The sequence below is a fragment of the Robinsoniella sp. KNHs210 genome (assembly GCF_000686105.1).
GTDB classification, from domain to species: domain Bacteria; phylum Bacillota; class Clostridia; order Lachnospirales; family Lachnospiraceae; genus Robinsoniella; species Robinsoniella peoriensis.
Genome location: NZ_JMLZ01000002.1, coordinates 4,578,341 through 4,604,179, shown reverse-complemented (window position 1 = coordinate 4,604,179; position 25,839 = coordinate 4,578,341). Strand labels below are relative to the sequence as shown.

The following is a 25,839-nucleotide window of genomic DNA, read 5'->3' as shown; positions in this document are numbered from 1 at the left end:
ATTCACCACTATTGCATTTCCTGAGATCACGGCATAATTTATAGTCTTTCTCTATTGATTATGGACAAATTAACAATTTGTTTTACCAATTATCCTGTATTATAATAGAATCAACAAAGTTGTTAAAGTATTAACACTTACACAAAACGGAGGAATCAAAATGAATAATTATCCTAATATTTTTAATCCCCTCAATGTCAAAACAATGACACTTAAAAACCGTATTGTTATGACCCCTATGGGTACTAATTTCGGGGAACAAAATGGTGAAATGAGCTTTCTGCATATTCAATACTACGAACAACGCGCTAAAGGCGGCACAGGACTAATTATCCTGGAAAACGCCAGCGTAGATTCTCCGCAGGGCTCCAATGGCACAACGCAGCTTCGTATTGACCAGGACAACTATATTCCTCGCCTGTTCAAGCTCTGTGAGTCAGTACATAAACATGGTTCCTGCATCGCAATTCAGATTAACCATGCCGGAGCTTCTGCTGTTTCTTCACGAACTGGTATGCAGCCTGTATCTGCGTCCGACATACCATCCAAGGAGGGCGGAGAAATTCCCCGGCCTCTTGAGATAAGTGAAATCGAAGCAATTGCAAGAAAATATGGAGAAGCCGCCAAACGTGCACAGATAGCCGGTTTTGATGCTGTAGAAGTACATTGCGGACACTCTTATCTGATTAGCCAGTTTCTGTCTCCTACTACAAATAAGAGAACCGATGAATTCGGAGGATCTCCTGTAAACCGCGCCAGATTTGCTTCTATGGTTATGTCCGAAGTACGAAAAGCAGTTGGACCCATGTTTCCTATTCTCATGAGGATCAGTGCAGACGAAATGATCGAAGGCGGCAATACGCTGGATGATATGCTGAACCTAATGGAATATTTCCAGAAAGAAGCCGATATCATAGATGTCTCAGCCGGACTGAACGGATCTATTCAGTTTCAGATTGATTCCAACTTCCTTCCGGATGGCTGGCGCTCCTACATGGCAAAAGCCGTAAAAGAAAAATTTAATAAACCAGCTATAACCGTTGGTAATATTCGAGATCCTAAAATTGCCGAAGATATTTTAAATCGTGGAGATGCCGATCTGATCGGTATGGGCAGAGGATTAATTGCGGATCCCGATTGGGTCAATAAAGTAGAGTTCGGGAATGAATGCGATATCCGCAAATGTATCTCCTGTAACGTAGGCTGTGCCGGCAACCGCATAGGCGTCAACCGTCCGATCCGCTGTACCGTCAATCCTGCTGTAAATGATGGCCAGGATTACCTGAAAAAACAGGTGAACAAACCTTGTAATGTTGTGGTTATCGGAGGCGGAACTGCCGGGCTGGAAGCCGCCTGTACTGCTTCTGAAGTAGGATGTACTACATTTCTTCTTGAAAAAAGTGATCATCTGGGCGGTCTGGCACATGAAATTTCTAAGATCCCGGACAAAAAAAGACTTGCTGACTTTCCTCACTATCTGATACACAGGGCAAAAAAACAAAAAAACCTATTTATCTTCCAGAATACATGCGCTAATGTCAGCAAAGTAAAAGAACTAAATCCTGATATTATCGTAAACGCCACCGGTTCTAATCCACTGCTGCCTCCAATTAAAGGGCTGCATGAGACAATGAGCAAAGAAGATACCAAGGTCTTCTCCATTTTGGATATGATACAAAATATCCCTCAGTATCCAGCCGATATGTCCGGCAAAAAAATTGTGGTTATCGGAGGCGGGGCAGTTGGATTAGATGTCGTTGAATTTTTTGCTCCCAGAAATGCAAGCGTCAGCATCGTTGAAATGATGCCTCAAATAGGCAAAGACCTGGATCCGGTATCAAAGGTTTCAACAAAAGCGCTTATGAAAAAATACAAAGTAAACCAGATGCCAAATACTGCACTGCAGGAAGTACACGATGACTACTTTCTAGTTAAAAGAGACGGGATAGAAGAAAAACTGGACTTTGATTATGGATTTGTCTGTCTTGGAATGCGAGCAAATTCCCCTCTGATGAACGATCTGAGAGACCATTTCTCTTCTAAAGAAGTTGAGATCTATAATATCGGAGACAGCGTAAGAGCACGGCGCATTATTGACGGTACACAGGAGGGACGCAATATCATAAATATATTAGAGCGAAGAAATTTCATATCATAATCCTTGCATAAGGCATGGAAAGAGGGGTGTTTATATTCTTTAACATCTCTCTTTTTTTATGCTTGTCATAACTGCTCTCAGGATAAACTATAGGACGTTACAATAATAAACTTTAAATTCTGATTATACTAAGAATCGGATTAGCTGTTTTATGAACAGAAATTATGCTGAGAATCGGATTAGCTGCTTTATGAACAGAAATTATGCTGAGAATCGGATTAGCTGCTTTATGAACAGAAATTATGCTGAGAATCGGATTAGCTGCTTTATGAACAGAAATTATGCTGAGAATCGGATTAGCTGCTTTATGAACAGAAAATTACCGGAGCAGGAGGATGTATATCCTTCCTGTTCCGGTATATAATAACTTAAATATTAGAACCATGTAAAATCTTCAAAACGGTTCTCAGCTCATCCACTGCAAGCTGCCCCGGCGCCGACACCCGCCTGGCCGAACCAAACGTCAATGCTGAACCAAAGAACTCTCCTGCGATTCTGCTGACTGATCCCATCCACTTCATAGACATTGTAATAACCGGACAGTCTGCATATTTCTGTATATAATCATCTGTTGCAGCGAGCAGAGTAATAACATCCGCAGATGTATTTGGCATAACGGCTATTTTAGGGACATCCGCACCAATTGCTCTCATTTTTTTTAGGCGTTCCAGGATCGTATCCTGATCCGGAGTACTTTGGAACTCATGACTGGAAACAATTACTTTTGTATTACTTTGATGAGCAGATTCAATCACATTTTTACAGATCTCCTCACCCCTGAATAGTTCCACATCCACAAAATCTATCTCGTTGGCGGCTGCTGCCTCTTTGTTCATTTTCTCATAATTCTCCGGTGAAATTGCTTTTTCCCCGCCCTCTTCTGCCGTGCGGAATGTAAACAGCAGTGGAATGTCTCCAAGGGAAAGACGTATTTCCCGCAATGCCTCTTTTACTTTCTCCAGATCTTCGGAAGCATCAAAATAATCTACTCTCCACTCGACCATATCCGCACTTGCGGCCTTTGCCAAATGAATTTCTTCCAGCAGCGTCTTCACATCTCTACCTGTTAACGGGACACATATTTTAGGAATTCCTGCCCCCAGCTTCATACCTCTAACGTCCAATACTCTACTCATACTTATACCTCCTGCATATCGCAGGCCTGCCTGCGATACTGCCTTAATAAGTAGTTTGAAAGTGCTTTCCTTTCAAACTTCCTCCTGCTATTCTTTTTATCTGCCGTAAGTGTAAATCCCAAAGCTTTCTAACAATTCTAATCCTTTTTTCAAATCCTTTTCATAATTGTCAAATGTGTTAGCCTCATAGGAAATCAAACCCTTGTAGCATATCTTTTTTAATGTCTCGAATAAGAGACTATAATCAAATCCATCTTCCAGCATTGGAACTCTTCTCTCCGGAAATGCATGAATGGGATTATCCACATGCACGTGCTTTATGAAGTCCGCATATTCTTCTATGATGGAATATGGATGTCCGCCGGCTGCAAACCAGCGAAAATCCAGTAATGTTTTTAAATTCGGGCACCCCAGCTCCTTTGCATATGCAAATGCTTCCGGAATGCTTACCACTGAATTACAAATAGAACTATGCAATGGCTCTAACATAATCGTAATGTTCTCTTTTGCTGCAGTATCACACAGATTTCTCAGTAATTCCCGGTTTTTTTTCACTGCTTCTTTTCTTTTTTCACCTTCCGGAAGGCTTCTGGTACGGCCGTTTCCATACACAAAGTAACGAGCCCCCATTTGAGACGTCCTAAATACAGCTTTCTTTAGATACTCATTATAATATTGAAAGTCAAAGGTATCCTCTGCAATTACCACATCCAGTGGAAGCGGATTATCAAAAACTTCACTAGCCAGTCCACTGTCCTTTATTCTTTTCTTTGCCGTTTCAAATTCAGCATCATCAAAGGACATAATTTCTTTGATATGTAATTCGATTGCATCATAACCGGCTTTCGCTATTTTATCTGCTTCTTCTGTAAATCCAAAATGGCTGATTCTCATTTTCATGGTTTCACCTCAAGGCTCTCAATCATTTTTCAAAATAACTTTTACATCTTTTGATTTCCCGCTTGTAAGTTCCATCATTTTATTTTGCACTTCACTCATGGGAACTTCTGATGTAATTAACGCTTTCAGATTAATCTTATTTTCCATCAGCAAATCTACGATTTCATAGAGTTCGTCTACATAGCAATAGCTGCCATATAATTTCATTTCATGGGCAACTGCGTACTTATACTCAAATCCATCCATTCTTTCAACACCCATTCCAACCATGGATACTTCTCCGCCATTTCTTACCATCTTCATACTGGTATTTAGACTGACAGCTATACCCACCGCATCCATGCCTGCATACGCTCCATTGCCCCCGGTTAGCTCCATCACTTTTGCTACCGGATCTTCTTCCATGGAATTAATGGTATGGGAAGCGCCGCATTCTCTGGCTACTTCCAGTCTTTCGCTGTTAATATCTATGGAAATAATCTCACTGGCTCCCAGATATTTAAGGCATTCTACACACAACAGTCCGATGGGACCGGCTCCAAAAACAGTTACCGTCTTCCCTTTAACATCTTTCAGCATTTTCGCACCACGGAGTGCAACAGAAGTTGGTTCAAACATGGAACCCTCCTCGAAACTAATCTTATCCGGAAGTTCGATTAATTTATCTGCCGGAACCACTACATACTCTGCCATGGCTCCGTCATAGCTGCCAGCAGGCATTGTTGTTCCTGGAATAAAACGATTTTCACACAGATTTGGCAGCCCAGCCTTACAATCCGGACATTCTCCACATGGAATATTTGGATAAACCACTACCCTGCCGCCTAACGCTATGGCAGGATGCTCCACGCCTTCCCCATAAGCATCCACAACTCCTGAGAATTCATGCCCCATTACTAACGGCGCCTGCCTCATCGCAGACGTCCCTTTAAAACCCCCTGTATCTGATCCGCAGATAGACACTGCTTTGACTTTTATTCGAACCTGGTTTTTATCCGGCACCGGAATCGGTCTTTCCTGTTCTTCTATGGTAAATGGTGCAGTATATACATATGCTTTCATAATGAACCCTCTCCTTTTTGCTATTCCCCATATGCAGTGTCTGTCAGTATTTTTAAACAGACACCGCATACCTACTATTTTAAGAAATTGAAATCTGAACCTTAATCTCCGTATTGTGCGGATCATTTAAAACATCAAATGCTTTTTTCCCATCTGCCAGATCATAGCAGGATGTAATCAGATCTTCTACCTCCAGCTTCTTATCTGCCAGCATCTGAGCTGCTTCTGCCATTTCTGTTGTAAACATATAGCTGCCAAGGAATTTTAATCCTCTGCCTACAATTTCCATGGGATCAATTTCTACATGCTCATGCATCAGCGCCACTAGCACAATTGTTCCCCCATTTCGTACCAGTTGGAATGACTGATTAATAGATGCACCGACGCCTGCTGCAATAATAACTCTGTCCGCACCATATCCATCGGTATATTTCTTCACCATTTCTTCCACATTTTGATTTCCAGCATTAATAATCTGGTTTGCACCACATTCTTTTGCTTTCTCCAAACGTGTATCTAAAATGTCAGAGACAATTACATTTGGAACACCCAATGCTTTTAGAAATTTTACTATAAGTAAACCAATGGGGCCTGCCCCTATTACTACTGTATTTTTTTCATCCTCTGTAAATCCTTTTTTCGCACAGGCAAGTGTTACGCCACATGGTTCCAGCATTGCTGCTGCTTCATAGGATACATTATCTGCAATAGGAACAACCATCCACTCCGGTACTGCTACATACTCTTCCATTGCTCCATGTGTCTGGATCCCGCCAATTGCAGTCCCCATACTCTTTCGATTACCACAGAGATTTCCTTCTCCTCTTTCACAAAAGAAGCAGTCATTGCACAACACCATTGGATTTACCGTTACTCTCTGCGCTTTGGTTAGATTTGTTACACCTTCTCCAAGTTCTTCTATATCTCCGGAAAATTCATGGCCCAATACAAGAGGTGCCCGAAACCGGTCTGAAGCAACACGGTATGCCCCCAGATCAGAACCGCATATAGAAACCTTTTTGATTTTTATTAAAACTTCTCCTTTGCCGGGAACAGGAACAGGACGTTCTTCCAGTTCCAATATCCCCGGTCCTTTATATACTAATGCTTTCATCGTTTTTACGTGGCTTCCTTTCTATTCATTATTTTCTTTGTCCCGTAAACCGGCTTACCAGACGTGTTTGATGATTCTTCAAACAGGTTCTGGCACATCCCTGAGAAATGCTTATGTTAAGAAGTGCGGTCCAGTTTGCAGGGTGGATATGCCGGCATCCTCTTACGTTGGCCAGGCCAGTGTATAGATATGCTTTCCTCCATGTGTAGGCCCCTTTAATAATTTCTCGATTTCTTCCGGATCTCTCTGGCTCATATAAGAAGCAGGCGGCAAAACACCCGGAGGGCACGCTGTTAAAATATCATCATGTAATTTTACCAGATAATCACAGACTTTATTAATAGATGCTTTTGCCTTTTCGGGATCTGCTTCCGTTGCATGGCCTAATACCCCCTGGGGAGCTGTTACACACTCAATACCTGCATTACCAACCACACAGTGTCCGGGGATTGGATTTCCATAAATATCTCCGCCCCGGTCTACGTGTCCTGCCGGTAAAATACCATGTACATCGGTATCTTCTGCATCCTCCATATTACAAAGTTCCGGGAAGAGTGCAAGTGAAATACTCTGCTCTGCTTCACATGCATGCTGGAACGGACGGTTATAGGGTCCTCCGTGTTCCTTATCCATCAATGTCTGCCCCATAACACGCGGCAGATCCACAAAATACAGCATTGCCGGAACCTGATATTTTTTGCCCCATTCCTGTAATGCTACCGGAAGAGAATATTCCTGCCCGTGCATACTGATGAAAATCTGTTTCCGAAATCCGGTATTCCAAAATCCGGTGATAATCGCCCTTAACTGTGCAATAAAAATATCATCCGGAAGTGGAATGGTACATGGCTGTCCAATATGGTGAAATGGATGGGAACCATACCATACCGGTTCAGCAACTGTACATCCAGTCTTTTTTGCTACCATTTCTGCAATACGGCTTACGATAAATGTATCTTCGCCGATGGGTCCGGAATTACCATGATTCTCTGTAGAGCCAACCGGGATAATTACAATATCATCCTTCTCCAATCTTTCCTCTACATCCCTTTTGTTCATTGTCTGATAATACATCTTGTCTGCCGACTCCATATAACCTTTGTTTGGAAAACTCCAATCTGACATAATATTTCCTCCTTTAATTGTGTGATCTTATATATAATGGCTTATCCACTATTTTCATATTTAAGATACGGACTCTGCCAATGCCCGCAAACGCTGCTGGTAGCTGTCTGTTCCTCTGTTTTCCACCAGGTCGGTTACATATTTCCCTGCATCCATAATTTTATGGAAGTCAATCCCGGTTTCCACCCCCATGCCGTTTAGCATAAACAGGGCATCTTCCGTTGAAATATTTCCGGTAGCACCTTTTATGTACGGACATCCGCCCAAACCAGCCAGCGAAGTGTCAATTTTGTCAATCCCTGCCGCCATAGCTGCCACCATATTCGCAAGTCCCATCCCTCTGGTATTATGCATGTGAAGCATCCAGTCCATTTTCGGAAATACCTCTCTCAGCTCCATCACTCTGCGGTAAACCAGTTCCGGATTCCCTAGTCCTGCTGAATCGGAGAGTGATACCTGAGCAACTCCGGCATCTTCGAATGCCTTTACAATCTCTATAATAAAATCAAGTGGTATTTCTCCTTCCCACTGGGATGCAAATGGCAGCGAAATAGACCCGGCGAATCCCATCCGATGATCTCTTGCAATATCTCCTGATTTTGCAAAGCTCCTCATGGATTCAAGAGGTGAACGTCCTGCTCCATCCTGGTTATGCTTTGTACTTGCAGAGACATTCAGTTTAATCTTTCTGCATCCGCAGTCTGCCGCCCTTTTTACATCATCCGGCAGATAAACCAACGCTCTGTATTCTACGCCTTGTTTTTTATGAAGCTGTTGAAATACCTTATCTGTATCTTTCATTTTGTACATCGTCTCATACGTTGAAAATGCACCTACTTCCACGCATTTCACACCTGCATCCACTACAGCTTCAATAATTTTCACCTTTTCCTCCACCGAATATATCTTAGGAGCTGTTTGAAATCCGTCTCTGGTGACAACTTCGCATAGTGTTACTTTTTCTGGAAATCCCATCCGTCTCTTCCTCTCTTACTGTCATTTGGAAATTTACCTATTTATTTCCTGCTGACTCTCAATTCCACTTCTTTATTCCCTATCTGATGATGTCATTATACTGCCAACCAATCCATAAGTCCAATTGAAAAATATCTACGAATTCATAGTTTTTATCTATGTATTATTTGCAAGTTACCCTAATTCCTTTTCCCCCTTTACATTTCATTATTTTCTATGATACGATAATAAAAACCAGAAACAACAACCCTGCTCCATATGGAAACAGGGTGCAATCTTGAAAGGAGCCTTTATGCGCTTATTAATAAAAAATGGACGAGTGATTGATCCCCCCAGTAAAAAAGATGAGATAGCTGATATTTTAGTTGAAGATGATAAAATCCTTAAGGTAGCTGAGAATATTTGCGAGGACTCAGATGAAATCTTAGATGCAAGCGGGTGTTTTGTCATGCCTGGACTGATTGACCTGCATGTCCATTTACGGGATCCCGGACTGGAATATAAAGAGAATATTGAAACGGGTTCTATGGCTGCTGCCAAAGGAGGTTTTACAACAATTGTTGCAATGGCAAATACACTTCCCGTCATTGACAGCGGCGAAAAGATCTCTTCCATATATGAAAAAGCCGCAAGACTTTCTCCTATTCATGTCCTCCAGGCTGGTGCCGTTACAAAGGGAATGCAGGGTGAAGAATTAGCGGACATTGCTTCAATGGCTGCATGCGGTGCGGCAGCACTGAGTGAAGATGGAAAAACCGTCATGGATGCAGCACTGTATCAGGAGGGCTTACGAACTGCTGCCAGGTTCAATCTTCCTGTTCTGGATCATTGTGAAGATGCTGACCTGAAAGGTAAAGGGGTTATGAATGAATGTGAGACATCCAGAAAATACGGCCTTCCGGGAATCCCCAATGAAGTGGAAGACCGCATTATAGAACGCGATATTCAGCTTGCTGCTGAAACCGGAGCCAGACTTCATATCTGCCACTGTTCTACAAAAGGTTCCGTTGACCTTGTTCGCCAGGGAAAAGAAAGAGGCATCAACGTAACAGCTGAAGTTTGCCCCCATCATTTTACATTGACCAGCGGGGACATTCCCCCTGATGATACCAACTATAAAATGGCTCCTCCCCTTCGTTCCAAAGAAGATGTGGACGCATTAATTAAAGGACTGGCTGATGGAACGATTGATACCATTTCCACAGACCATGCTCCCCACGCTGCACATGAAAAGGACAAGGACTGGCGTAAAGCCGCTTTTGGTATCGTGGGTCTGGAAACAGCCGTTGCCCTGACAATCACCCAACTGGTTGAACCGGGTTATCTTACTCCCATGATGATGGCCGAACGCATGAGTACCGCCCCTGCACGTATCCTTGGAATCGATAAAGGCAGCCTGCAGAAAGGGAAGACTGCGGATATCGTCATCATTGATCCTTCCCACGCTTATAAGATTGATAAAAATACTTTTGTCTCAAAAGGACGAAATACACCATTCCATGGATGGGATGTAAAAGGAAAGGTAAGACACACCATTTGTGACGGAAGGATTGTCTATAGCGATTTGTAGTATCATAGTTTTTATCTATGGATTTACCTATATTTTTCAATTAGACTTATATATTAAATTCGGATATAATAAGTTCATCGGTAGAGGATACCGATAAATACTCAAGCGAAAGCTTTGGGTATTTAATACATAAACCTCTGTTCTTTTAATAACTGCTATTCTCTCTATTTACCTCCGCAAGTAAACAGAGAAGAAAACAGTCAGAGGGTTGTCCTGCCCTCAAAAAAGAGGCATAAGCCAGTCTAAAGCATGTTTGAAACTTGCTTTTATCTAGCTTATGCCTCTTTTTTATTGTATCAGAACCGCCATCTGACCGGTCAGATCATATATCGCTTCGAAGTCCTCGGCATTACGTTCTATGATACCTTCTAACGGATCATTTACGGTAACGGTTCCCTTCTCTTTATCATAACCGCACAGAACCACACAATGCTCTTTCCTGTACCATCGGTAGGTCTTTCCATTTTCCGTATACGTGGCACCAGTGAATTCAGGCTGCTGCATATACATGGTATTCCATACCAGTACCGGCTGGCCTGACTCAATATACGGATAGAGTTCTTCCAATGGGGTTCCCGATATATCTTCCGCCCGCAGCTCAGATTCCTTTTCCTCCAGGTACTTATTCGCCGCCTTTGTAATTGCCGGCGCATAGCATCCCGCACCGTTTCCTGATCTTGGATTACCGACAAAAGAAGAAACAAAATTGTCAGAACTATAATCCAGGTACTGGTCCGCAATCGTTGTTTTCTTCACCGGAAAATCGTAAAATTTTAAAACCATTGCCAATGCCACGGATTCACATCCCGTAGGAAGCTCCGGTTTTTGAAGAATATTCTTCATCGTTATCGAAGCACTTGACGGCAATTTTTTAGTAACCGTCCCTTCCGGACCCACATATTTTTCACCAACCCACTGATTCATTGCCATTACCCCCGTTTCAGGATCAAAATAATATGTCTTATCATCTATAACATACCAGCCGCTAAGCCTCTGCTGTGTAGTTTTATTCACATAGTATTTTTTTCCGTCCACCGTAAACCAGCCGGTCTTCAAAATGCCCTCATCCGTGTAATAATACCACTTTTTATCTATCTCGTACCAGCCTTCGGACAACTCTTTTATCGCGTTTCCGTCTGCTCCCAGAAAGACTTCTTCATCTCCCTGCAGTACCCACATATTTTTTGCACGTCTCCCTTTGATATCTACATAATAATCTTCTGTCACTTCATTTTTTATTAAATGTCTGTTCAGATCCAATGGAGGTATATCACTGGCTTTTATCTTTTGTACTTCGTTTTCTTCACTAGGTTTCTCGTCTGTCTGTTTTTTTGTCTGTATCTGATTTTCTGTCTGTATCTGTGTCTTTGTCTGTGTCTCTGTCTGTGCCTCTGTCTTTGTCTCTGTCTGTGTCTCTGTCTTTGTCTGTGTCTCTGTCAGAGATTCTGTCTGCAGTTCATTATCTTCTGAGTTTTGTTTCATCCACTGGTTTAGGTCCAGCCAGTCCAGATTGTCTTTTGCCTTGTCTTTAAGGCCATTTAGAATCTGGTCCGTACTATCCTGCTTATTCTCTCCCAGAGATTTGGCACTGATGGGAAAACTTACAGCCATCACTACCAGGATCACTGCGCAGGCAGCCCATTTCTTCTTCATCGGCAGATTCTCCTATTCTCATTTACATCTCTCTATTTTATAATGCCTTCCGTGTTTTTGCAAGCCACTATTCCCGAAATATTCTTTTTCTATCATACCTTTTCCTTTATTTATGCCCCTGCATGCAGAATTTAGTCGTATTTAACCGAATTTGCAAAACAAGTGTCTGGGTGACGGGTAAGTGGGGATGATTGCCCGCACACTGCTTCCCTTTCTCACCGAAACCCAACACACACGGTAAACTTAGAAATAATAATCCAAAAAGTAAAATACACTTGACATTTAATGTAAAGCGCACTATACTTTAATTGTAAAGTTAACTATACATTTAAGCATAGAATTGGATCTGCTATCTACAAATACAAATCTAAATACAGCGGAGTATAATTATAAATTGCTCGGAAAGGAAGTGGATGGTTGCAAAATCGGATTCAGATACTTAGAAAAGAAAGACGAATCACACAAAGCGAACTGGCTGATGCGGTGGATGTCACACGTCAGACCATAATTTCCCTGGAAAATGGGAAATACAAATCATCTTTGGTTCTGGCTCACAAGATTGCCCAGTACTTTCAATTAACTATTGAAGATATTTTTATTTTTGATCTGGAGGAGGAAAATATATGTTAATGAAAACCTTAGCACCTACTGCTGCAAATGATCAGGAATTTACCAACATCCTGAAAAAACGTACTGCCTACTTTTTTATTATGATCGCCCTTGGCATAATAACGATTCTATGCTCACTCTATTTCTCATCGGGAAATCATGCTTATCTTTCTGACTATTCTAAAGGACTGTACTGCGGTATGGGCACCGGGTTGATTTTGGGCGGAATCCTGTTAATCGTCAAAATCCGGTTTACCTTAAAGGATAAGAAAAAAGTTCATACTGCAAGACTGAAGGAGCAGGATGAACGCAACCAGGCAATTGCCCAGAAAGCAGTCCACTCAGCGTTGCTTATACTTCTTATACTGATATATCTGGCGATGTTAATTTCCAGTTTCTTTAACCTGGTTATCTTTAAAACACTGCTCTGTACAGCCATGGCATTCATGCTTCTGCTTGCAATAACGAAGTTTTATTACCAGCATAAATATTAACAGTCCTTTTTAACTGTAAAAGTATAGGCAGGTGATTGAAATGATGAATGAAAACCCAAAAATAAAATTACTCATTATCGGATCTATGTTTATTCTCACCTCTAATCTGATACGTATGGTAAATTTCACATTTTTTCCGGAAGAACTTACTCACTTTATATCAGGTTTAGGTACGGGACTTATTCTCACAGCAGCCTTTTTTCTGATTATTTCCCCACGTACCGTCTGCAGGATTAAGTCTTGGAAAAAATCATTGTCAAAGGTACTGCTGCGCAGGTCTCTTTGAATTGGGTAAAAGCAGCTGTATATGCGGAAGAATTCTATCCAAAAAGGTATACGAAGGATTATTGCCGTTCGTATACCTTTTGATTATACTCCATTAACTATATTATCTTTTTCGTCTGCTTAAAAATTTTCATTTCAATTGTGTCAATATCTATCAATATATGGAGCCCTTCTGGAATTCCATTTTATTCAGCTTCCATAAATTGAATTTTCCATTGTCTGCTTTTATCATCATTTCATGCACGCTTTCATTGGGATAAAATCTCGTAGTCATTACTTTTTCACCTTCATTTATAAAGATCTCCAGTATTGAGTTATCCACAAGTAAGTGTATCTTTTCCATTTTATCCACAAGCACTGCTCTTAAGGTTCTCCCGGCAGCCAGTCTGCCATGTAAACTTAGAACTACCTTCCTGCTGACCGGATCATAGCTGATGGACAGATCTTCTGCAATCCGTATTTCAAAACCCCCAGTTACAAAAAGCTCCAATTCATACATTGATAGATCTTTTTTCACATAACTGCCTGCTATTTCTCCCGTTATTTTTTCCTGACGGAGCATTTGCAGTTCCTCTGCAGGCCGTTGGTAAATCTGTCCGTTTTTCCATTCCAGTACCCGTGGTACACTCAGACAGTGCTGCCAGTTTTCTTTCTGTGCCGTAGGATTTTCATAATCTGCATCCGGCATACCTGCCCAGCCGATCATAACCCGCCGCCCTTTTTCATCCTGAAATGTCTGGGGCGCGTAAAAATCAAAGCCAAAGTCCAGCTCCGTAAAACCTCCCAGCCTGCACCGTGACGTGATCTTTTTATCTGCCGCAAAATAACCGCATTGATAAAGATTCTGGTACCTGATTCCCTCCGACTCTACACCCTGAGGGCAGACAGCAAGAATATTCATCCCATCCAATGGAAAATAATCGGGGCATTCCCACATATATCCAAATGGTAACTCACTGGTTATCCGATCCCGTATCTGCCAGTTTACTTTATCTACTGATTCAAAGACCAGTACTTCCCCAAAATCGTTTCCCGGCGCAGATCCCTGCCTTCTGGCTCCCTGTACCATATAATAACGATCATGCTCACGCCAGACTTTCGGATCCCTTACATGGCAGGTACAATCGGGTGGATAGTTCTTATTTGTCATAATACAGTTCTTATTTTCAAAGTGCAATCCATCTTTACTGACTGCCAGCACAGTATTGGATTCTCTTCCATTATTTACATAGTCATAATCGCCTAAATGTTTCACGTTGCCGGTATAGTACAAATACATCGTATCATCTTCTATATATGCCGATCCTGAATAGACTCCATGACAGTCATAAGGCTGATCTGCATAGAGGGCGGCTCCCAGATACTTCCACTCCGTCAGATTCTTACTTTTATAATGTCCCCAGAACTTTACTCCGCCATTTTCATCAAAGGGAGAATATTGAAAAAAAACGTGATAGTCTCCTTTATAAAAACAAAGGCCATTGGGATCATTCAGCCATCCGGTTACCGGCATCAGATGAAATCCAGGGCGCCAATGATCCTCATCCCATTTCTTCCAGGCATTCTGCTCCTTCTCCGCCACAAGCTTCATCAAATCTCTGTTCATCGCATTCATAATACCGCTCCTCTGATATCTTAAATTAGCAAATCTCAATAATTACATCCTGTTCTTCTGCCGGCTGCCCGGTTTTACAATTTACACTTTCATAGTCATCGGTATTTGTGACAATCACCATTGTAGTTGTATCGTATCCGACTTCCTCGATACATTTTTTGTCGAACTCCAGAAGCAGGTCACCCCTCTTCACCGCTGCATCTTCTTTCGTATATGCTTTAAAGTGTTCCCCTTTCAGATTCACCGTATCTATTCCAACATGGATTAAAATTTCCAGACCGTCCTGATTGGTAAGCCCTATGGCATGTTTCGTTTCAAAAAATGTGGTGACTGTTCCATCAAAAGGTGCAACCACCCGATCTGCATAAGGCAAAATTCCAACTCCTTTGCCCAACATTTCCGAAGCAAATGTTTCATCCTTTACTTCGGATATGGGAATGACGTTACCTTTCAACGGACTGAAAACAGTTTTATTGTCAGTTGCTTCCGGTAGGATTTTCTCACCCTCTTCTATTTTTTCACTGTTAACTTCTTTTTGATTTTCTCTGTTAACTTTTATTTGATTTACACTTTCCACTTCTTTAACCTGATTCTTATAACCAAATAGCCACGTAAGTACAAATGCCGTACCCGCTGAGATCAGCATCATGATCAGGTAATGTGCCGGCTGGTTCAGACAAAGCAGAATACCAAAGATCCCGGTTACTCCTGTCCCTGTTGCTCCAAGTCCAACCACAGATGCATAGAGGGCACCGCATGCACCCCCTATGGATGCCATGATAAAGGGCTTAACAAAGCGAAGGTTTACACCAAAGATCGCCGGCTCTGTAATGCCCATAAATGCACTTAATGCAGACGGAACGGCCATTGCTTTTATTTTCAGGTCCTTTGTCTTAATTGCCACAGCCAGTGTTGCTCCACCCTGTGCCATATTTGCTGCCGAGGCAAGAGGCAGCCAGAAGGTCATTCCAAATTTTGCAATCTGTCCCAGATCTATGATGGTATACATGTGATGTACCCCGGCAACTACGGTTGTAGCATAGGCGCCGCCCATGATAAAACTGCCAATACCAAGTGGCAGGGCAATCAGCCACTGGACACCATCTAAAAGTCCATTTTCAACAGTTACAAAAACCGGACCTATGATAGAAAGCGTTAAATATCCGGTGACAAATACGCTGACTAACGGTGTAACAAACAGATCAAACATTGCAGGCACAATTTTATGAAGCCTTTTTTCAATCTGTGCAAGAACCCTTACGGATATAATTACAGGAATGACATGTCCCTGGTATCCTACCATATCTACACTGTATAGTCCAAACCAGACACTCTGTGTAGCCTGCACTCCTTCGGTTGCCACTGACCAGGCATTCTGCAGATCCGGATGGATCATGATCATACCGATTACTGCGGACAAAAACGGATTGGCACCAAATACTTTACCTGCACTGTATGCAATGAGAATCGGTAAAAATGTATAGGCCGTATTACTGAAGATTTTTGCAAAGACATAGATGGAACCGGAAGTATTAATATCCAGGAATCCATTGGCAACCATAAAGTTTAAAGCTTCCATGATTCCCATTAAAAAACCGCTGGCTACAATAGCCGGGATAATTGGAACAAAGATATCACCCAGAGTTTTAATCAGTCTCTGCAATGGATTCGCCTTTGATGCTGCAGCCTGCTTTAATTCTTCTTTACTGCTTTCTGAGATATCTGCAATTTGAATAAATTCATCATAGACTTTATTCACCACACCCGTACCCAGGATAATCTGCATCTGCCCCTGGGCGAAAAAGACCCCTTTCACCCCGTCTATATTTTCTACCTTTTCCTTATCCGCTTTTCCATTATCGGATATAACAAGACGAAGTCTTGTTGCACAATGGGCTGCTGAGATTAAATTCTCTTTGCCGCCGATCTGCTCATAAATCTCCCGTGCCACTTTTCTGTAATCCATTTTTCTCCTCCTCCATATGTTATCGATCTCACATAATGTTGAATTATTACCATATAATATTCCTTATAATTATGAGAAATATTATATGGTATCGATCCCATTTCTTTAATTGTATTTTACACGCTTTTCTCCGAATTGTAAATTATGAAACTACGCTAAATTTCAGGGATTGTTTTTGTATAAATTTACTAATAGCCTGCAGACCAGACATCCAAAAAAGATACCGCAACTGGCAGATCCCAATATGCGGCATTTTTTATCTTTATTAAGGTTTATTTCTTGCTATATTTATTATTTCCTTTATTACTGATCTTCTTTTTTTCTTACAGAATTCCTTTGAATAATTTCATAGCCCAGTTTAAGCTTTTTTACATGGGTTTCTTTTGCATCAATAAGATTTACCAGCATTTCGGCTGCTTCCTGTCCGCTCTGCTCATAAAAATATCTGGCTGTGGTCAGTTTTGGCGTAATAACTTTTGAAAACTGGCTGTCACCCATGCCCACGACGGATATATCTTCCGGTATGCGCAGCCCTTTTTCCCTAATACATTCAATAGCGCCAAGTGCAATACTATCGGTAACGCACACCACTCCATCCAGATCCGGCTTCTCTTCCAGGAGCTGTCTCATCTGCCGGTAGCCGGATTCTGCATTAAACTCACATACACGCATGGCTTTCCTATCCACGTCTCCGCCTGACGCCTTAAGCGCATTCAAAAAGCCTTCTTTACGATCCACACCTACCGCACGATCCTTTTCGGTAACTCCCAGATAACCGATATTACGGCAGCCTGCCTGTATCATACTCTCTGTCAAATCCCTTGCTGCATGATAATCATCATGAAAGACACTGCAATACCCTTCCAGTTCCTGTCCCAATATCACAACCGGTGCATCCAGAGATTTTAATTCTTCAATATGCTTCTTCGTAAATACTGTAGCAATGAACACAATACCATCCACATGGTTGTTACGAAAGACATTGATATATTCCAGTTCCTTCTGTAAATTGTTTTCTGTATTGCCAAGCAATATATGATAACCGTTTTTTGTAAGTATCTGGCTGATTCCATTTACCATATTGCTGATTGACTCAGAACTGATCTTTGGCACGATAACACCGATCAGCCTGGACTTCTTGGTACGAAGAGCCTGAGCGGACATCGATGGTACATAACCAGTCCTCTCTATTACATCACGGATCTTTTCCCTTTTCTCGTCACTTATGTAGCCATTATTAAAATACCTGGAAACCGTAGCTCTGGAAACCCCTGCTAATTCCGCTATTTCGCTGATATTCATAATGTTTTCTACCTTCCTTATAACAATTATTTATTTTGAGGTATCGATTTCATAACAACTGTAAAAAAGCTCCCGCTAAAAATCTAGCGGGAGTCTATTGCTCTTATACAAGCTCTAACAGAACTTCCATAGCTGCATCACCTTTACGAAGGCCAATCTTTACGATTCTTGTATAACCACCGTTACGGTCTGCATATTTAGGAGCGATTTCGGTAAATAATTTATCTACTAAATCAACCTGTTTTGCATTTGCTTTCTTACCAGCTGCTTCCTTCGGTACTTCCTTTACAGGATAAAGTACTTTTAACATCTGTCTTCTGGCATGAAGTCTGGAAGCATTGTCTTTTTTAATTTCTTTTTGAACTTCATCATAAACAGTAACTTTCTTACCATCTACAACTTCTTTCACTCTTTTGCCATCTTTGTCTTTACGAGCTACTTTAGCAGTAACTGTAACAGTTTCAAAGTTGTCTCTTTCTCTAACAGCCATAGCAATTAAGCCTTCTGCAACTTTGCGGATTTCTTTTGCTTTGGTTTCTGTTGTAACGATCTTACCATTGTGGAGTAAAGCGGTAACCTGATTTCTGATCAATGCTTTTCTCTGACTGGAAGTTCTTCCAAGTTTTCTATAACCTGCCATTTTATATTTCCTCCATATGTGGAACATTTAAGAATGCTCTTCGGGCTTACTTCATAAATGCTTTCTTGTCCATAATGTTTTATTATTATCACCGGTACCTTCCCGAAGCTAGTTCGGGAAGTATTCACCAGCAACTATTCGTCGCTTGGGTTCAACTGTAATCCAAGTTCTTTCAATTTTCCTAATACTTCTTCTAAAGACTTACGTCCTAAGTTACGAACCTTCATCATATCTTCCGAAGTCCTGTTACACAATTCTTCTACGGTATTGATACCGGCTCTCTTTAAGCAGTTGTAAGAACGAACAGACAGCTCTAATTCGTCAATGTTCATTTCTAACACTTTCTCTTTTTCATTGTCTTCTTTTTCAATCATTACTTCTGCGGATTTCGCATTTTCTGATAAGTCAATGAATAAGCTTAAATGCTCACTTAAGACTTTCGCTGCAAGGCTGACTGCTTCATCAGGAGCTAATGTTCCGTTCGTATATACGTCTAATGTCAGTTTATCGTAATCGGTAATCTGGCCTACACGTGTATTCTGAACAGTCAGGTTAACACGTTCTACCGGAGTGTAAATAGAATCCACTGCAATTACACCAATCGGCATATCATCGTTTTTACCCTTATCAGCACTTACATATCCTCTGCCTTTTGTAATGGTAAGTTCCATGTATAATTTGCTGTCTGCACCACCATTTAAAGTTGCGATGACTAAGTCAGGATTGAGAATCTCAATGTCCTGGTCTGCCTGAATATCAGCAGCTGTTACTACGCCTTCGCCTTCAAATTCGATGTATGCAACCTTAGCTTCATTCGTCTCACTGTTGTTCTGAATCGCCAGTGATTTGATGTTCATAATGATCTCAGTGACATCTTCTTTTACACCTGGAATCGAGCTGAATTCATGTAACACGCCTTCAATCTTCACCTGGCTTACTGCAGCTCCCGGTAATGAGGAAAGCATGATTCTTCTAAGAGAATTACCAAGCGTCGTTCCGTAACCTCTCTCTAAAGGTTCCACAACAAATCTTCCGTAGGTCTTATCGTCTGATATCTCAGCTATCTCAATTTTGGGTTTATTAAAATCGAACACTATAAAAGCCCCTCCTTTTGGGTTATCATTTTTTTGAGGGTGACGAAATCACTTTAAGGATTATTTAGAATACAACTCGACGATAAGCATCTCATCAACTGGAACATCAATTGCTTCTCTGGCTGGTGCTTCTTTAACAGAAATTTTTAAAGCTTCTGCTTCAGTATCTAACCATTCAGGAACAAGTCTTCCACTTGTTGCATCTAAAATATCTTTGTATCTCTGAGAACCTTTGCATTTCTCTTTGATTTCGATAGTATCGCCTGCTTTTACTAAATAAGAAGGGATATTAACCTGTTTGCCGTTTACTAATACGTGCTTGTGGTCAACGATCTGTCTAGCTTCTTTTCTAGTTCTTGCAAGTCCTGCACGGAACAATACGTTGTCTAATCTGCACTCTAATAAGATCATCAGGTTAGGACCAGTCATACCCGTCATTTTCTCAGCTCTTTTATAGTAGTTTCTGAAAGGTTTTTCTAAAACACCATAAATGAATTTTGCTTTCTGTTTTTCTCTTAACTGCAAACCATACTCACTCATTTTACGGTTTGCTCTTCTTAATTCTCTAGTGGATTTTTTATCTATTCCTAAGTAAATTGGATCTAATCCAAGTGATCTACATCTTTTAAGAACAGGAACTCTATTAACTGCCATCTTACTCTACCCCTCCTATTAGACTCTTCTGCGTTTTGGTGGACGGCATCCATTATGTGGAACCGGAGTCACGTCTCTGATACTAGTTACTTCAAGACCACATGCCTGAAGAGCACGAATCGCTGCTTCACGTCCTGAACCTGGTCCTTTTACCATAACATCTACAGTCTTAAGACCATGTACTAATGCTGCTTTTGTAGCTGTTTCAGCTGCCATCTGTGCAGCATATGGAGTAGATTTCCTTGAACCTCTAAATCCCAGACCACCAGCACTTGCCCATGATAAAGCATTTCCTTCAGCATCAGTTAATGTTACGATTGTGTTATTGAAAGATGACTGAATGTGTGCCTGTCCGCGTTCAACGTTTTTCTTTACACGCTTTTTTGTCACTTTTTTGGTAACTTTTTTAGCCATTTTAAACTAACCTACTTTCTCATATTCTTTAATAAAGTTTGTAATTTTCGTAAATACAATATTATTTCTTCTTGTTAGCAACTGTTCTCTTAGGACCTTTTCTGGTTCTGGCATTGGTCTTTGTCTTCTGTCCACGAACCGGAAGTCCTTTTCTATGACGGATTCCACGATAGCATCCGATTTCCTGTAATCTCTTGATATTAAGAGCGATTTCTCTTCTTAAATCACCTTCTACAGTCTGTGTTTCATCAATTACGTCACGAATTCTTCCTACTTCTTCATCAGTTAAATCCCTGACGCGAGTGTCCGGATTAACCTTTGCAGATTCCAGAATTTTTGTTGCACTTACTCTACCAATTCCGTAGATGTAAGTTAATCCAATTTCTACACGTTTTTCTCTTGGTAAGTCTACACCAGCAATACGAGCCATGTAATATTTCCTCCATTTTCTTGTAAGATTACGATGCCGCGCAGCCCATGCCTTTTGCATGTCTGAAATGTGTGCGCCTTTCGAAACCTTAATTATATTGTCCTTAATTGAGGCACGGATAGATGGTCCTGCCCAGCCGCATTGAAATACGACCTTTCCGAATGCCCCCCATTACTGAACGAGGTGGTATGCATGCATCCGGTATTATAAGCAATATATGGTGGAGCGAGTCTCCACTTTATATTGTCATCAGCAGTAACAACACACCCTGGTGAGTCCTGCTGCAGCCGCACTAAAATAAAACTTTACAAACAGATCTTATCCCTGTCTCTGTTTGTGCTTCGGATTTTCACAGATTACTCTGATACTTCCTTTTCTTTTGATGATTTTGCATTTTTCGCAAATAGGTTTCACTGATGATCTAACCTTCATGGTAAATCCTCCTTTCACACCATTTAACGCCCGGTATTTGGGCAAACTGCGACACCGAAACATGGTGTCTTCACAAAAAGTTCGACTCAAATTATATCACGAATATATTGGAAATGCAAGCAAAATATTGACTTTTTTTACTTATCTCTCCAAATAATACGGCCTTTATCTAAATCGTACGGTGATAATTCGATTGTAACCTTGTCACCCGGAAGTATACGGATGAAATTCATACGTAACTTTCCGCTGATGTGTGCTAAAACTACATGCTTATTCTCTAATTCTACTTTAAACATCGCATTTGGTAATTTTTCTAACACAGTTCCTTCTACTTCAATAACATCTACTTTTGACATTTAAAAACCTCCTGAAACTTTCTTCACCTGATTGACATTATCTATTTTCTGTGATTTACGATAATGCTTAATTACTCGTTTGATATCTTCATTTTTAAGTGAATCCATAGGTGCACCACACAAATCTCCCGGAATCATGCGGATCACCTGGATATGTTTTTTCTTCTTTTTCTTGGGACGCTCAAGGGGTTTCACCTTTCCATCCGTCAGATATACATATTCACCATCTATGGCACTTATTACATACAGACAGTCTTTATCATGGCCGGCTCTTGATACAGCCAGCATTCCTATCTCAAATCTTTCCATTTTTTGCCCTCATTATTCATCAATATGTCCCAAAGTTAAAATTTCGGGCTCATCTTCAGTAATCAATACCGTATTTTCATAATGGGCAGACCAGGAACCATCCTCTGTGACTACCGTCCAATCATCATCCAGCCATTCGACATCGTATCGTCCGGCATTAATCATTGGCTCTATTGCCAGGGTCATTCCAGGCTGAAGGCGGATACCTCTGCGCTTTTGGGAAAAATTAGGGATTTGTGGATCCTCATGCAGGCTGGTGCCGATTCCATGGCCAACCAGGTCACGAACCACTCCGTAGCCAAAGCTCTCAGCATATGCTCCAATAGCGGCTGAAATCTCATGCAGATGATGCCCTGCCCTTGCAAATTTGATACCTTCAAAGAAAGACTGTTTTGTTACTTCAATCAGTTGTTTCGCTTCCTTACTGATTTCGCCCACCGCATGGGTTCTGGCTGCATCCGAATGAAAGCCTTTATAGATAAGTCCTGCATCTAAGCTGACAATATCCCCTTCCTGCAGGATACGCTTTTTAGAGGGAATTCCATGTACGACCTCGTCGTTAACAGAAACGCAGATAGATGCCGGATATCCGTTGTAATTCAGAAAATTAGGAGTACAGCCAAAGCTTCTGATAATCTGCTCGCCAAGCTGATCAATTTCCCAGGTAGATATCCCCGGTTTGATTGCCTTTGCCAATTCATTATGAGTAATCTCCAGTAATCTTCCAGCTTCTCTCATAAGTTCAATTTCTTTTGCAGACTTTATTGTTACTGACATAGTGTTACACTCCTAATATCTGTACGATAGCTGTAAATACGTCTTCCATATCTACCGTGCCATCTACTTCTTTTAATATTTGTTTGCTGCTGTAATACTCAATTAACGGCTGTGTCTGATCATGGTATACATCCAGACGCTTCTTAACAGTCTCTGGCTTGTCATCTTCTCTTAAGATCAGCTTTTCGCCGTCAATGTCACAGAATCCTTCCTCTTTGGGAGGGTTATATGCAACATGGTATGTAGCACCACAGCCTACACAGGCTCTTCTTCCGCCCATACGGTTAATGATATTTTCGTCCGGAACTTCCACATTAATTGCATAATCAACTTTATCGCCTAATTTAGCAAGTGCTGCATCTAATGCTTCTGCCTGAGGAATTGTTCTCGGGAAACCGTCCAGAACATAGCCATTCGCACAATCACTCTGCTGTACTCTGTCTACTACCAGATCCACTACCAGTTCATCCGGTACTAATAATCCCTTGTCCATGTAAGTTTTTGCTTTTTTACCCAGTTCCGTTCCGTTCTTGATATTAGCACGGAAAATATCACCTGTTGAAATATGCGGTATCTGATACTTATCCGCTATTTTCTTAGCCTGTGTTCCTTTACCGGCTCCTGGTGCACCTAACATGATAATCTTCATACTTTACCCCTGCCTTTCCTTGGACATTTATGATAATCCATCCTATCTGCTCAGAACCATGAACAGATATAATCCATCCTATATAGCATTTAAGTGCACTACCCACCTATCGTTACCTGCCTGCGCAGATAACGATAAGTGATGCAGTACACTGTTTACTCACTTAAGAAGCCTCTATAATTACGTACTAACATCTGTGATTCAATTTGCTTTAATGTCTCCAGAACAACACCTACGATGATGATGATGGATGTACCACCAAAGGAAACATATGCACCAAATACTCCATTAAAGAAGATTGGAATTATAACAACAATTGTAAGTCCTACAGCTCCTAAAAATACGAGATAATTTAAAATTTTGTTTAAGTAGTCTGTGGTTGGCTTACCAGGACGTATACCTGGAATAAATCCACCCTGCTTCTTCATATTATCCGCTACTTCAATTGGATTAAAAGTAATGGATGTATAGAAATAAGCAAAGAAAATGATCAGGACAATGTACAGCACCAAACCAACCGAATAAATCGGCTGTTTCGGGCTAAACCAGTTGTTCTGGCTCATCATTCCAAGGATTGTAGCGCCAACACCAGTTCCTCCGGTCTTTCCTAAGAACGATGCGATTACAGTCGGCATAGACATCAGGGAAGACGCAAAGATAACCGGGATAACTCCGGCTGTATTTACTTTTAACGGAATATGTGTGGACTGGCCTCCGACCATCTTCCGGCCCTGCATTTTCTTTGCATACTGAACAGGGATCCTTCTCTGTGCATCATTCAATAGTATAACTAAAACAACGGTAACTACTATAACTGCCAGGATTACTAACGCTGCCAGTGAACCACGGGCAACTGATTTTCCTTTTATGAATGTAGTATACAGTGAAGATAAATCTGAAGGGACTCTTGAAAGAATATTAATCATCAATACGATAGAGATACCGTTTCCAACACCCTTTTCAGTAATACGTTCACCAACCCACATTAAGAAAGCAGAACCAGCTGTTAAGGAAACTACAACCATAAATGCTTTCAGGAAGTTCATATCCGGAATTAATCCTTTGTTACCAAAACCAATTGCCATGGCAATTGATTCAATTAATGCTAAAGCAACCGTTACATAACGGGTAATAGCAGTAAGTTTCTTCCTGCCATCTTCCCCTTCTTTTTGCATTTCCTCTAACTTTGGAATTGCAATGGTAAGAAGCTGGATAATGATCGAAGATGTAATATAAGGTGTAATATTCAAAGCGAATATTGACATCTTCTCGAAAGAGCCACCGGTAAATGCACTAAAGAAATTAAATGCATCTCCGGTCTGGTTTGCAAACCAATTGGCTAAGAATGTTCGATCCACTCCTGGAACAGGAAGCTGAGAGCCCAATCTTATTACTACCAGCATCAAAAACGTGAAGAAAATCTTTTTTCGTACTTCCTTAATTTTAAATGCATTTCGTAGCGTCTCTAACATTAGATCACCTCTGCTTTTCCACCAAGTGCTTCTATTTTAGTTTTTGCACCTTCACTGAAGGCATTTACTTTAACAGTAAGCTTCTTTGTAAGTTCACCGTTGCCAAGTATCTTAACACCATCTTTTGGACTTTTAATAACACCTGCTTCCATTAATGTTTCAATGGTAACTTCGGTATCATTTTCAAATCTTTCAAGCTCGCTAACGTTGATTGCTTCAATGTCAAGAGTATTTCTGTTCGTGAAACCTCTCTTCGGAATACGTCTGTATAAAGGCATCTGTCCACCTTCGAAGCCAATTCTTGTTGCTCCTGAACGAGCCTTCTGTCCTTTATGACCTTTACCAGCAGTTTTACCGTTTCCTGAACCGTGTCCACGTCCTCTTCTGAAGTTATCACTTTGTCTTGAACCTTCAGCAGGCTGTAAATTTGATAAATCCATCACGACACCTCCTTATCAATAATTTAGATTTCTTCTACTTTCACTAAGTGCTGTACTTGTTTAACCATTCCCATGGTAGCTGCGTTGTTTGGTAATTCAACTGATTTATTAACTTTTTTCAGTCCCAAAGCTGCTACAGTGGCACAATGTTTTGGAATAGCACCAATTGTAGATTTAACTAATGTAACTTTTACTTTATCTGCCATTT

General features: G+C 41.1%; 27 protein-coding genes. 4 read left to right on the top strand and 23 right to left on the bottom strand.

The window, feature by feature from the left end:
- Window positions 1-160 precede the first annotated feature (160 nt).
- Window positions 161-2,158, top strand: a complete 1,998-nt coding sequence (locus CD03_RS0126585; protein ID WP_044289693.1) for an oxidoreductase — start codon at window positions 161-163, stop codon at window positions 2,156-2,158.
- 368 nt (window positions 2,159-2,526) lie between these two features.
- Here the strand turns inward: CD03_RS0126585 and aroD are convergent, their stop codons facing one another.
- The 6 genes from aroD to CD03_RS0126550 form a co-directional block, all read right to left on the bottom strand.
- A complete protein-coding gene (gene aroD, locus CD03_RS0126575; RefSeq protein ID WP_027296219.1) occupies window positions 2,527-3,294 on the bottom strand; it encodes a type I 3-dehydroquinate dehydratase in 768 nt (255 codons plus the stop codon).
- A gap of 96 nt (window positions 3,295-3,390) precedes the next feature.
- Entirely contained in the window at window positions 3,391-4,194 is an 804-nt protein-coding gene (locus CD03_RS0126570) for a sugar phosphate isomerase/epimerase family protein (RefSeq protein WP_027296218.1), read from the bottom strand.
- Between the two features lie 18 nt (window positions 4,195-4,212).
- Window positions 4,213-5,256, bottom strand: coding sequence for a zinc-dependent alcohol dehydrogenase (locus CD03_RS0126565; RefSeq protein ID WP_027296217.1), 1,044 nt, complete (start codon window positions 5,254-5,256; stop codon window positions 4,213-4,215).
- Between the two features lie 79 nt (window positions 5,257-5,335).
- A complete protein-coding gene (locus tag CD03_RS0126560) occupies window positions 5,336-6,370 on the bottom strand; it encodes a zinc-dependent alcohol dehydrogenase (protein WP_027296216.1) in 1,035 nt (344 codons plus the stop codon).
- Between the two features lie 162 nt (window positions 6,371-6,532).
- Window positions 6,533-7,495 carry a 3-dehydro-scyllo-inosose hydrolase gene (iolN, locus tag CD03_RS0126555; RefSeq protein ID WP_027296215.1) on the bottom strand — a complete coding sequence of 321 codons (963 nt, stop codon included), beginning with the start codon at window positions 7,493-7,495 and terminating at the stop codon, window positions 6,533-6,535.
- Between the two features lie 60 nt (window positions 7,496-7,555).
- A complete protein-coding gene (locus CD03_RS0126550) occupies window positions 7,556-8,470 on the bottom strand; it encodes a hypothetical protein (protein ID WP_027296214.1) in 915 nt (304 codons plus the stop codon).
- 292 nt (window positions 8,471-8,762) lie between these two features.
- Between CD03_RS0126550 and CD03_RS0126545 the strand changes: the two genes are divergently transcribed.
- Window positions 8,763-10,040, top strand: coding sequence for a dihydroorotase (locus CD03_RS0126545; RefSeq protein WP_027296213.1), 1,278 nt, complete (start codon window positions 8,763-8,765; stop codon window positions 10,038-10,040).
- A gap of 288 nt (window positions 10,041-10,328) precedes the next feature.
- Here the strand turns inward: CD03_RS0126545 and CD03_RS36540 are convergent, their stop codons facing one another.
- On the bottom strand, window positions 10,329-11,693 hold the full coding sequence (locus CD03_RS36540; protein WP_052377988.1) for a C39 family peptidase: 1,365 nt from the start codon (window positions 11,691-11,693) through the stop codon (window positions 10,329-10,331).
- A gap of 417 nt (window positions 11,694-12,110) precedes the next feature.
- On the opposite strand from CD03_RS36540, the gene CD03_RS0126535 reads away from it, so the two are divergent.
- Entirely contained in the window at window positions 12,111-12,323 is a 213-nt protein-coding gene (locus CD03_RS0126535; RefSeq protein ID WP_027296212.1) for a helix-turn-helix transcriptional regulator, read from the top strand.
- Entirely contained in the window at window positions 12,317-12,796 is a 480-nt protein-coding gene (locus tag CD03_RS0126530) for a hypothetical protein (RefSeq protein ID WP_027296211.1), read from the top strand. The genes CD03_RS0126535 and CD03_RS0126530 overlap by 7 nt, the downstream gene beginning before the upstream one ends.
- 439 nt (window positions 12,797-13,235) lie before the next feature.
- Here CD03_RS0126530 and CD03_RS0126520 read toward each other — a convergent pair whose 3' ends face one another.
- The 16 genes from CD03_RS0126520 to rpmD all read right to left on the bottom strand — a co-directional run bounded on the left by CD03_RS0126520 (window position 13,236) and on the right by rpmD (window position 25,837).
- Window positions 13,236-14,696, bottom strand: coding sequence for a glycoside hydrolase family 32 protein (locus CD03_RS0126520; protein WP_027296209.1), 1,461 nt, complete (start codon window positions 14,694-14,696; stop codon window positions 13,236-13,238).
- Between the two features lie 25 nt (window positions 14,697-14,721).
- Window positions 14,722-16,662 carry a PTS beta-glucoside transporter subunit IIBCA gene (locus tag CD03_RS0126515; RefSeq protein WP_027296208.1) on the bottom strand — a complete coding sequence of 647 codons (1,941 nt, stop codon included), beginning with the start codon at window positions 16,660-16,662 and terminating at the stop codon, window positions 14,722-14,724.
- Between the two features lie 303 nt (window positions 16,663-16,965).
- Window positions 16,966-17,985, bottom strand: a complete 1,020-nt coding sequence (locus CD03_RS0126510) for a LacI family DNA-binding transcriptional regulator (protein ID WP_330377492.1) — start codon at window positions 17,983-17,985, stop codon at window positions 16,966-16,968.
- 82 nt (window positions 17,986-18,067) lie between these two features.
- The gene (locus CD03_RS0126505) at window positions 18,068-18,604 is read right to left on the bottom strand and encodes a bL17 family ribosomal protein (protein ID WP_027296206.1); all 537 of its coding nucleotides are present in this window, start codon (window positions 18,602-18,604) and stop codon (window positions 18,068-18,070) included.
- Between the two features lie 134 nt (window positions 18,605-18,738).
- Window positions 18,739-19,698 (bottom strand): DNA-directed RNA polymerase subunit alpha, encoded by a 960-nt coding sequence (locus CD03_RS0126500; RefSeq protein ID WP_027296205.1) that lies wholly within the window; start codon window positions 19,696-19,698, stop codon window positions 18,739-18,741.
- A gap of 60 nt (window positions 19,699-19,758) precedes the next feature.
- Entirely contained in the window at window positions 19,759-20,352 is a 594-nt protein-coding gene (gene rpsD, locus CD03_RS0126495) for a 30S ribosomal protein S4 (protein WP_027296204.1), read from the bottom strand.
- Between the two features lie 18 nt (window positions 20,353-20,370).
- Window positions 20,371-20,766, bottom strand: a complete 396-nt coding sequence (rpsK, locus tag CD03_RS0126490; RefSeq protein ID WP_027296203.1) for a 30S ribosomal protein S11 — start codon at window positions 20,764-20,766, stop codon at window positions 20,371-20,373.
- A 61-nt stretch (window positions 20,767-20,827) separates the two neighbouring features.
- Entirely contained in the window at window positions 20,828-21,196 is a 369-nt protein-coding gene (rpsM, locus tag CD03_RS0126485) for a 30S ribosomal protein S13 (RefSeq protein WP_027296202.1), read from the bottom strand.
- A gap of 318 nt (window positions 21,197-21,514) precedes the next feature.
- Complete coding sequence (gene rpmJ / locus CD03_RS0126480) at window positions 21,515-21,628, bottom strand: 50S ribosomal protein L36 (RefSeq protein WP_003497809.1); 114 nt, start codon at window positions 21,626-21,628, stop codon at window positions 21,515-21,517.
- A 137-nt stretch (window positions 21,629-21,765) separates the two neighbouring features.
- Window positions 21,766-21,984 carry a translation initiation factor IF-1 gene (infA, locus tag CD03_RS0126475; RefSeq protein WP_027296201.1) on the bottom strand — a complete coding sequence of 73 codons (219 nt, stop codon included), beginning with the start codon at window positions 21,982-21,984 and terminating at the stop codon, window positions 21,766-21,768.
- Window positions 21,985-22,293 (bottom strand): KOW domain-containing RNA-binding protein, encoded by a 309-nt coding sequence (locus CD03_RS0126470; protein ID WP_027296200.1) that lies wholly within the window; start codon window positions 22,291-22,293, stop codon window positions 21,985-21,987.
- 12 nt (window positions 22,294-22,305) lie between these two features.
- The gene (gene map / locus CD03_RS0126465; RefSeq protein WP_027296199.1) at window positions 22,306-23,070 is read right to left on the bottom strand and encodes a type I methionyl aminopeptidase; all 765 of its coding nucleotides are present in this window, start codon (window positions 23,068-23,070) and stop codon (window positions 22,306-22,308) included.
- A gap of 4 nt (window positions 23,071-23,074) precedes the next feature.
- A complete protein-coding gene (locus CD03_RS0126460; RefSeq protein WP_027296198.1) occupies window positions 23,075-23,719 on the bottom strand; it encodes an adenylate kinase in 645 nt (214 codons plus the stop codon).
- A gap of 155 nt (window positions 23,720-23,874) precedes the next feature.
- On the bottom strand, window positions 23,875-25,191 hold the full coding sequence (gene secY, locus CD03_RS0126455) for a preprotein translocase subunit SecY (protein ID WP_027296197.1): 1,317 nt from the start codon (window positions 25,189-25,191) through the stop codon (window positions 23,875-23,877).
- Complete coding sequence (gene rplO / locus CD03_RS0126450; RefSeq protein ID WP_027296196.1) at window positions 25,191-25,631, bottom strand: 50S ribosomal protein L15; 441 nt, start codon at window positions 25,629-25,631, stop codon at window positions 25,191-25,193. Before rplO ends, secY begins: the two co-directional genes overlap by 1 nt.
- Window positions 25,632-25,654: 23 nt before the next feature.
- Window positions 25,655-25,837 (bottom strand): 50S ribosomal protein L30, encoded by a 183-nt coding sequence (gene rpmD / locus CD03_RS0126445; protein ID WP_027296195.1) that lies wholly within the window; start codon window positions 25,835-25,837, stop codon window positions 25,655-25,657.
- Window positions 25,838-25,839 lie beyond the last annotated feature (2 nt).

Excerpts from the sequence above, each read along its gene's own strand:
- CD03_RS0126560 (WP_027296216.1), bottom strand. The coding sequence starts at position 6,370 with ATGAAAGCATTAGTATATAAAGGACCGGGGATATTGGAACTGGAAGAA.
- CD03_RS36540 (WP_052377988.1), bottom strand. The coding sequence starts at position 11,693 with ATGAAGAAGAAATGGGCTGCCTGCGCAGTGATCCTGGTAGTGATGGCT.
- rpmD (WP_027296195.1), bottom strand. The coding sequence starts at position 25,837 with ATGGCAGATAAAGTAAAAGTTACATTAGTTAAATCTACAATTGGTGCT.
- iolN (WP_027296215.1), bottom strand. The coding sequence starts at position 7,495 with ATGTCAGATTGGAGTTTTCCAAACAAAGGTTATATGGAGTCGGCAGAC.
- rplO (WP_027296196.1), bottom strand. The coding sequence starts at position 25,631 with ATGGATTTATCAAATTTACAGCCTGCTGAAGGTTCAAGACAAAGTGAT.
- CD03_RS0126530 (WP_027296211.1), top strand. The coding sequence starts at position 12,317 with ATGTTAATGAAAACCTTAGCACCTACTGCTGCAAATGATCAGGAATTT.
- CD03_RS0126565 (WP_027296217.1), bottom strand. The coding sequence starts at position 5,256 with ATGAAAGCATATGTATATACTGCACCATTTACCATAGAAGAACAGGAA.
- CD03_RS0126545 (WP_027296213.1), top strand. The coding sequence starts at position 8,763 with ATGCGCTTATTAATAAAAAATGGACGAGTGATTGATCCCCCCAGTAAA.
- aroD (WP_027296219.1), bottom strand. The coding sequence starts at position 3,294 with ATGAGTAGAGTATTGGACGTTAGAGGTATGAAGCTGGGGGCAGGAATT.
- rpmJ (WP_003497809.1), bottom strand. The coding sequence starts at position 21,628 with ATGAAGGTTAGATCATCAGTGAAACCTATTTGCGAAAAATGCAAAATC.
- rpsK (WP_027296203.1), bottom strand. The coding sequence starts at position 20,766 with ATGGCTAAAAAAGTTACCAAAAAAGTGACAAAAAAGCGTGTAAAGAAA.
- CD03_RS0126550 (WP_027296214.1), bottom strand. The coding sequence starts at position 8,470 with ATGGGATTTCCAGAAAAAGTAACACTATGCGAAGTTGTCACCAGAGAC.
- CD03_RS0126570 (WP_027296218.1), bottom strand. The coding sequence starts at position 4,194 with ATGAAAATGAGAATCAGCCATTTTGGATTTACAGAAGAAGCAGATAAA.
- rpsD (WP_027296204.1), bottom strand. The coding sequence starts at position 20,352 with ATGGCAGTTAATAGAGTTCCTGTTCTTAAAAGATGTAGATCACTTGGA.
- secY (WP_027296197.1), bottom strand. The coding sequence starts at position 25,191 with ATGTTAGAGACGCTACGAAATGCATTTAAAATTAAGGAAGTACGAAAA.
- map (WP_027296199.1), bottom strand. The coding sequence starts at position 23,070 with ATGTCAGTAACAATAAAGTCTGCAAAAGAAATTGAACTTATGAGAGAA.
- CD03_RS0126515 (WP_027296208.1), bottom strand. The coding sequence starts at position 16,662 with ATGGATTACAGAAAAGTGGCACGGGAGATTTATGAGCAGATCGGCGGC.
- CD03_RS0126505 (WP_027296206.1), bottom strand. The coding sequence starts at position 18,604 with ATGGCAGGTTATAGAAAACTTGGAAGAACTTCCAGTCAGAGAAAAGCA.
- rpsM (WP_027296202.1), bottom strand. The coding sequence starts at position 21,196 with ATGGCTCGTATTGCTGGTGTAGACTTACCAAGAGAAAAACGTGTAGAA.
- infA (WP_027296201.1), bottom strand. The coding sequence starts at position 21,984 with ATGTCAAAAGTAGATGTTATTGAAGTAGAAGGAACTGTGTTAGAAAAA.
- CD03_RS0126470 (WP_027296200.1), bottom strand. The coding sequence starts at position 22,293 with ATGGAAAGATTTGAGATAGGAATGCTGGCTGTATCAAGAGCCGGCCAT.
- CD03_RS0126585 (WP_044289693.1), top strand. The coding sequence starts at position 161 with ATGAATAATTATCCTAATATTTTTAATCCCCTCAATGTCAAAACAATG.
- CD03_RS0126520 (WP_027296209.1), bottom strand. The coding sequence starts at position 14,696 with ATGAATGCGATGAACAGAGATTTGATGAAGCTTGTGGCGGAGAAGGAG.
- CD03_RS0126460 (WP_027296198.1), bottom strand. The coding sequence starts at position 23,719 with ATGAAGATTATCATGTTAGGTGCACCAGGAGCCGGTAAAGGAACACAG.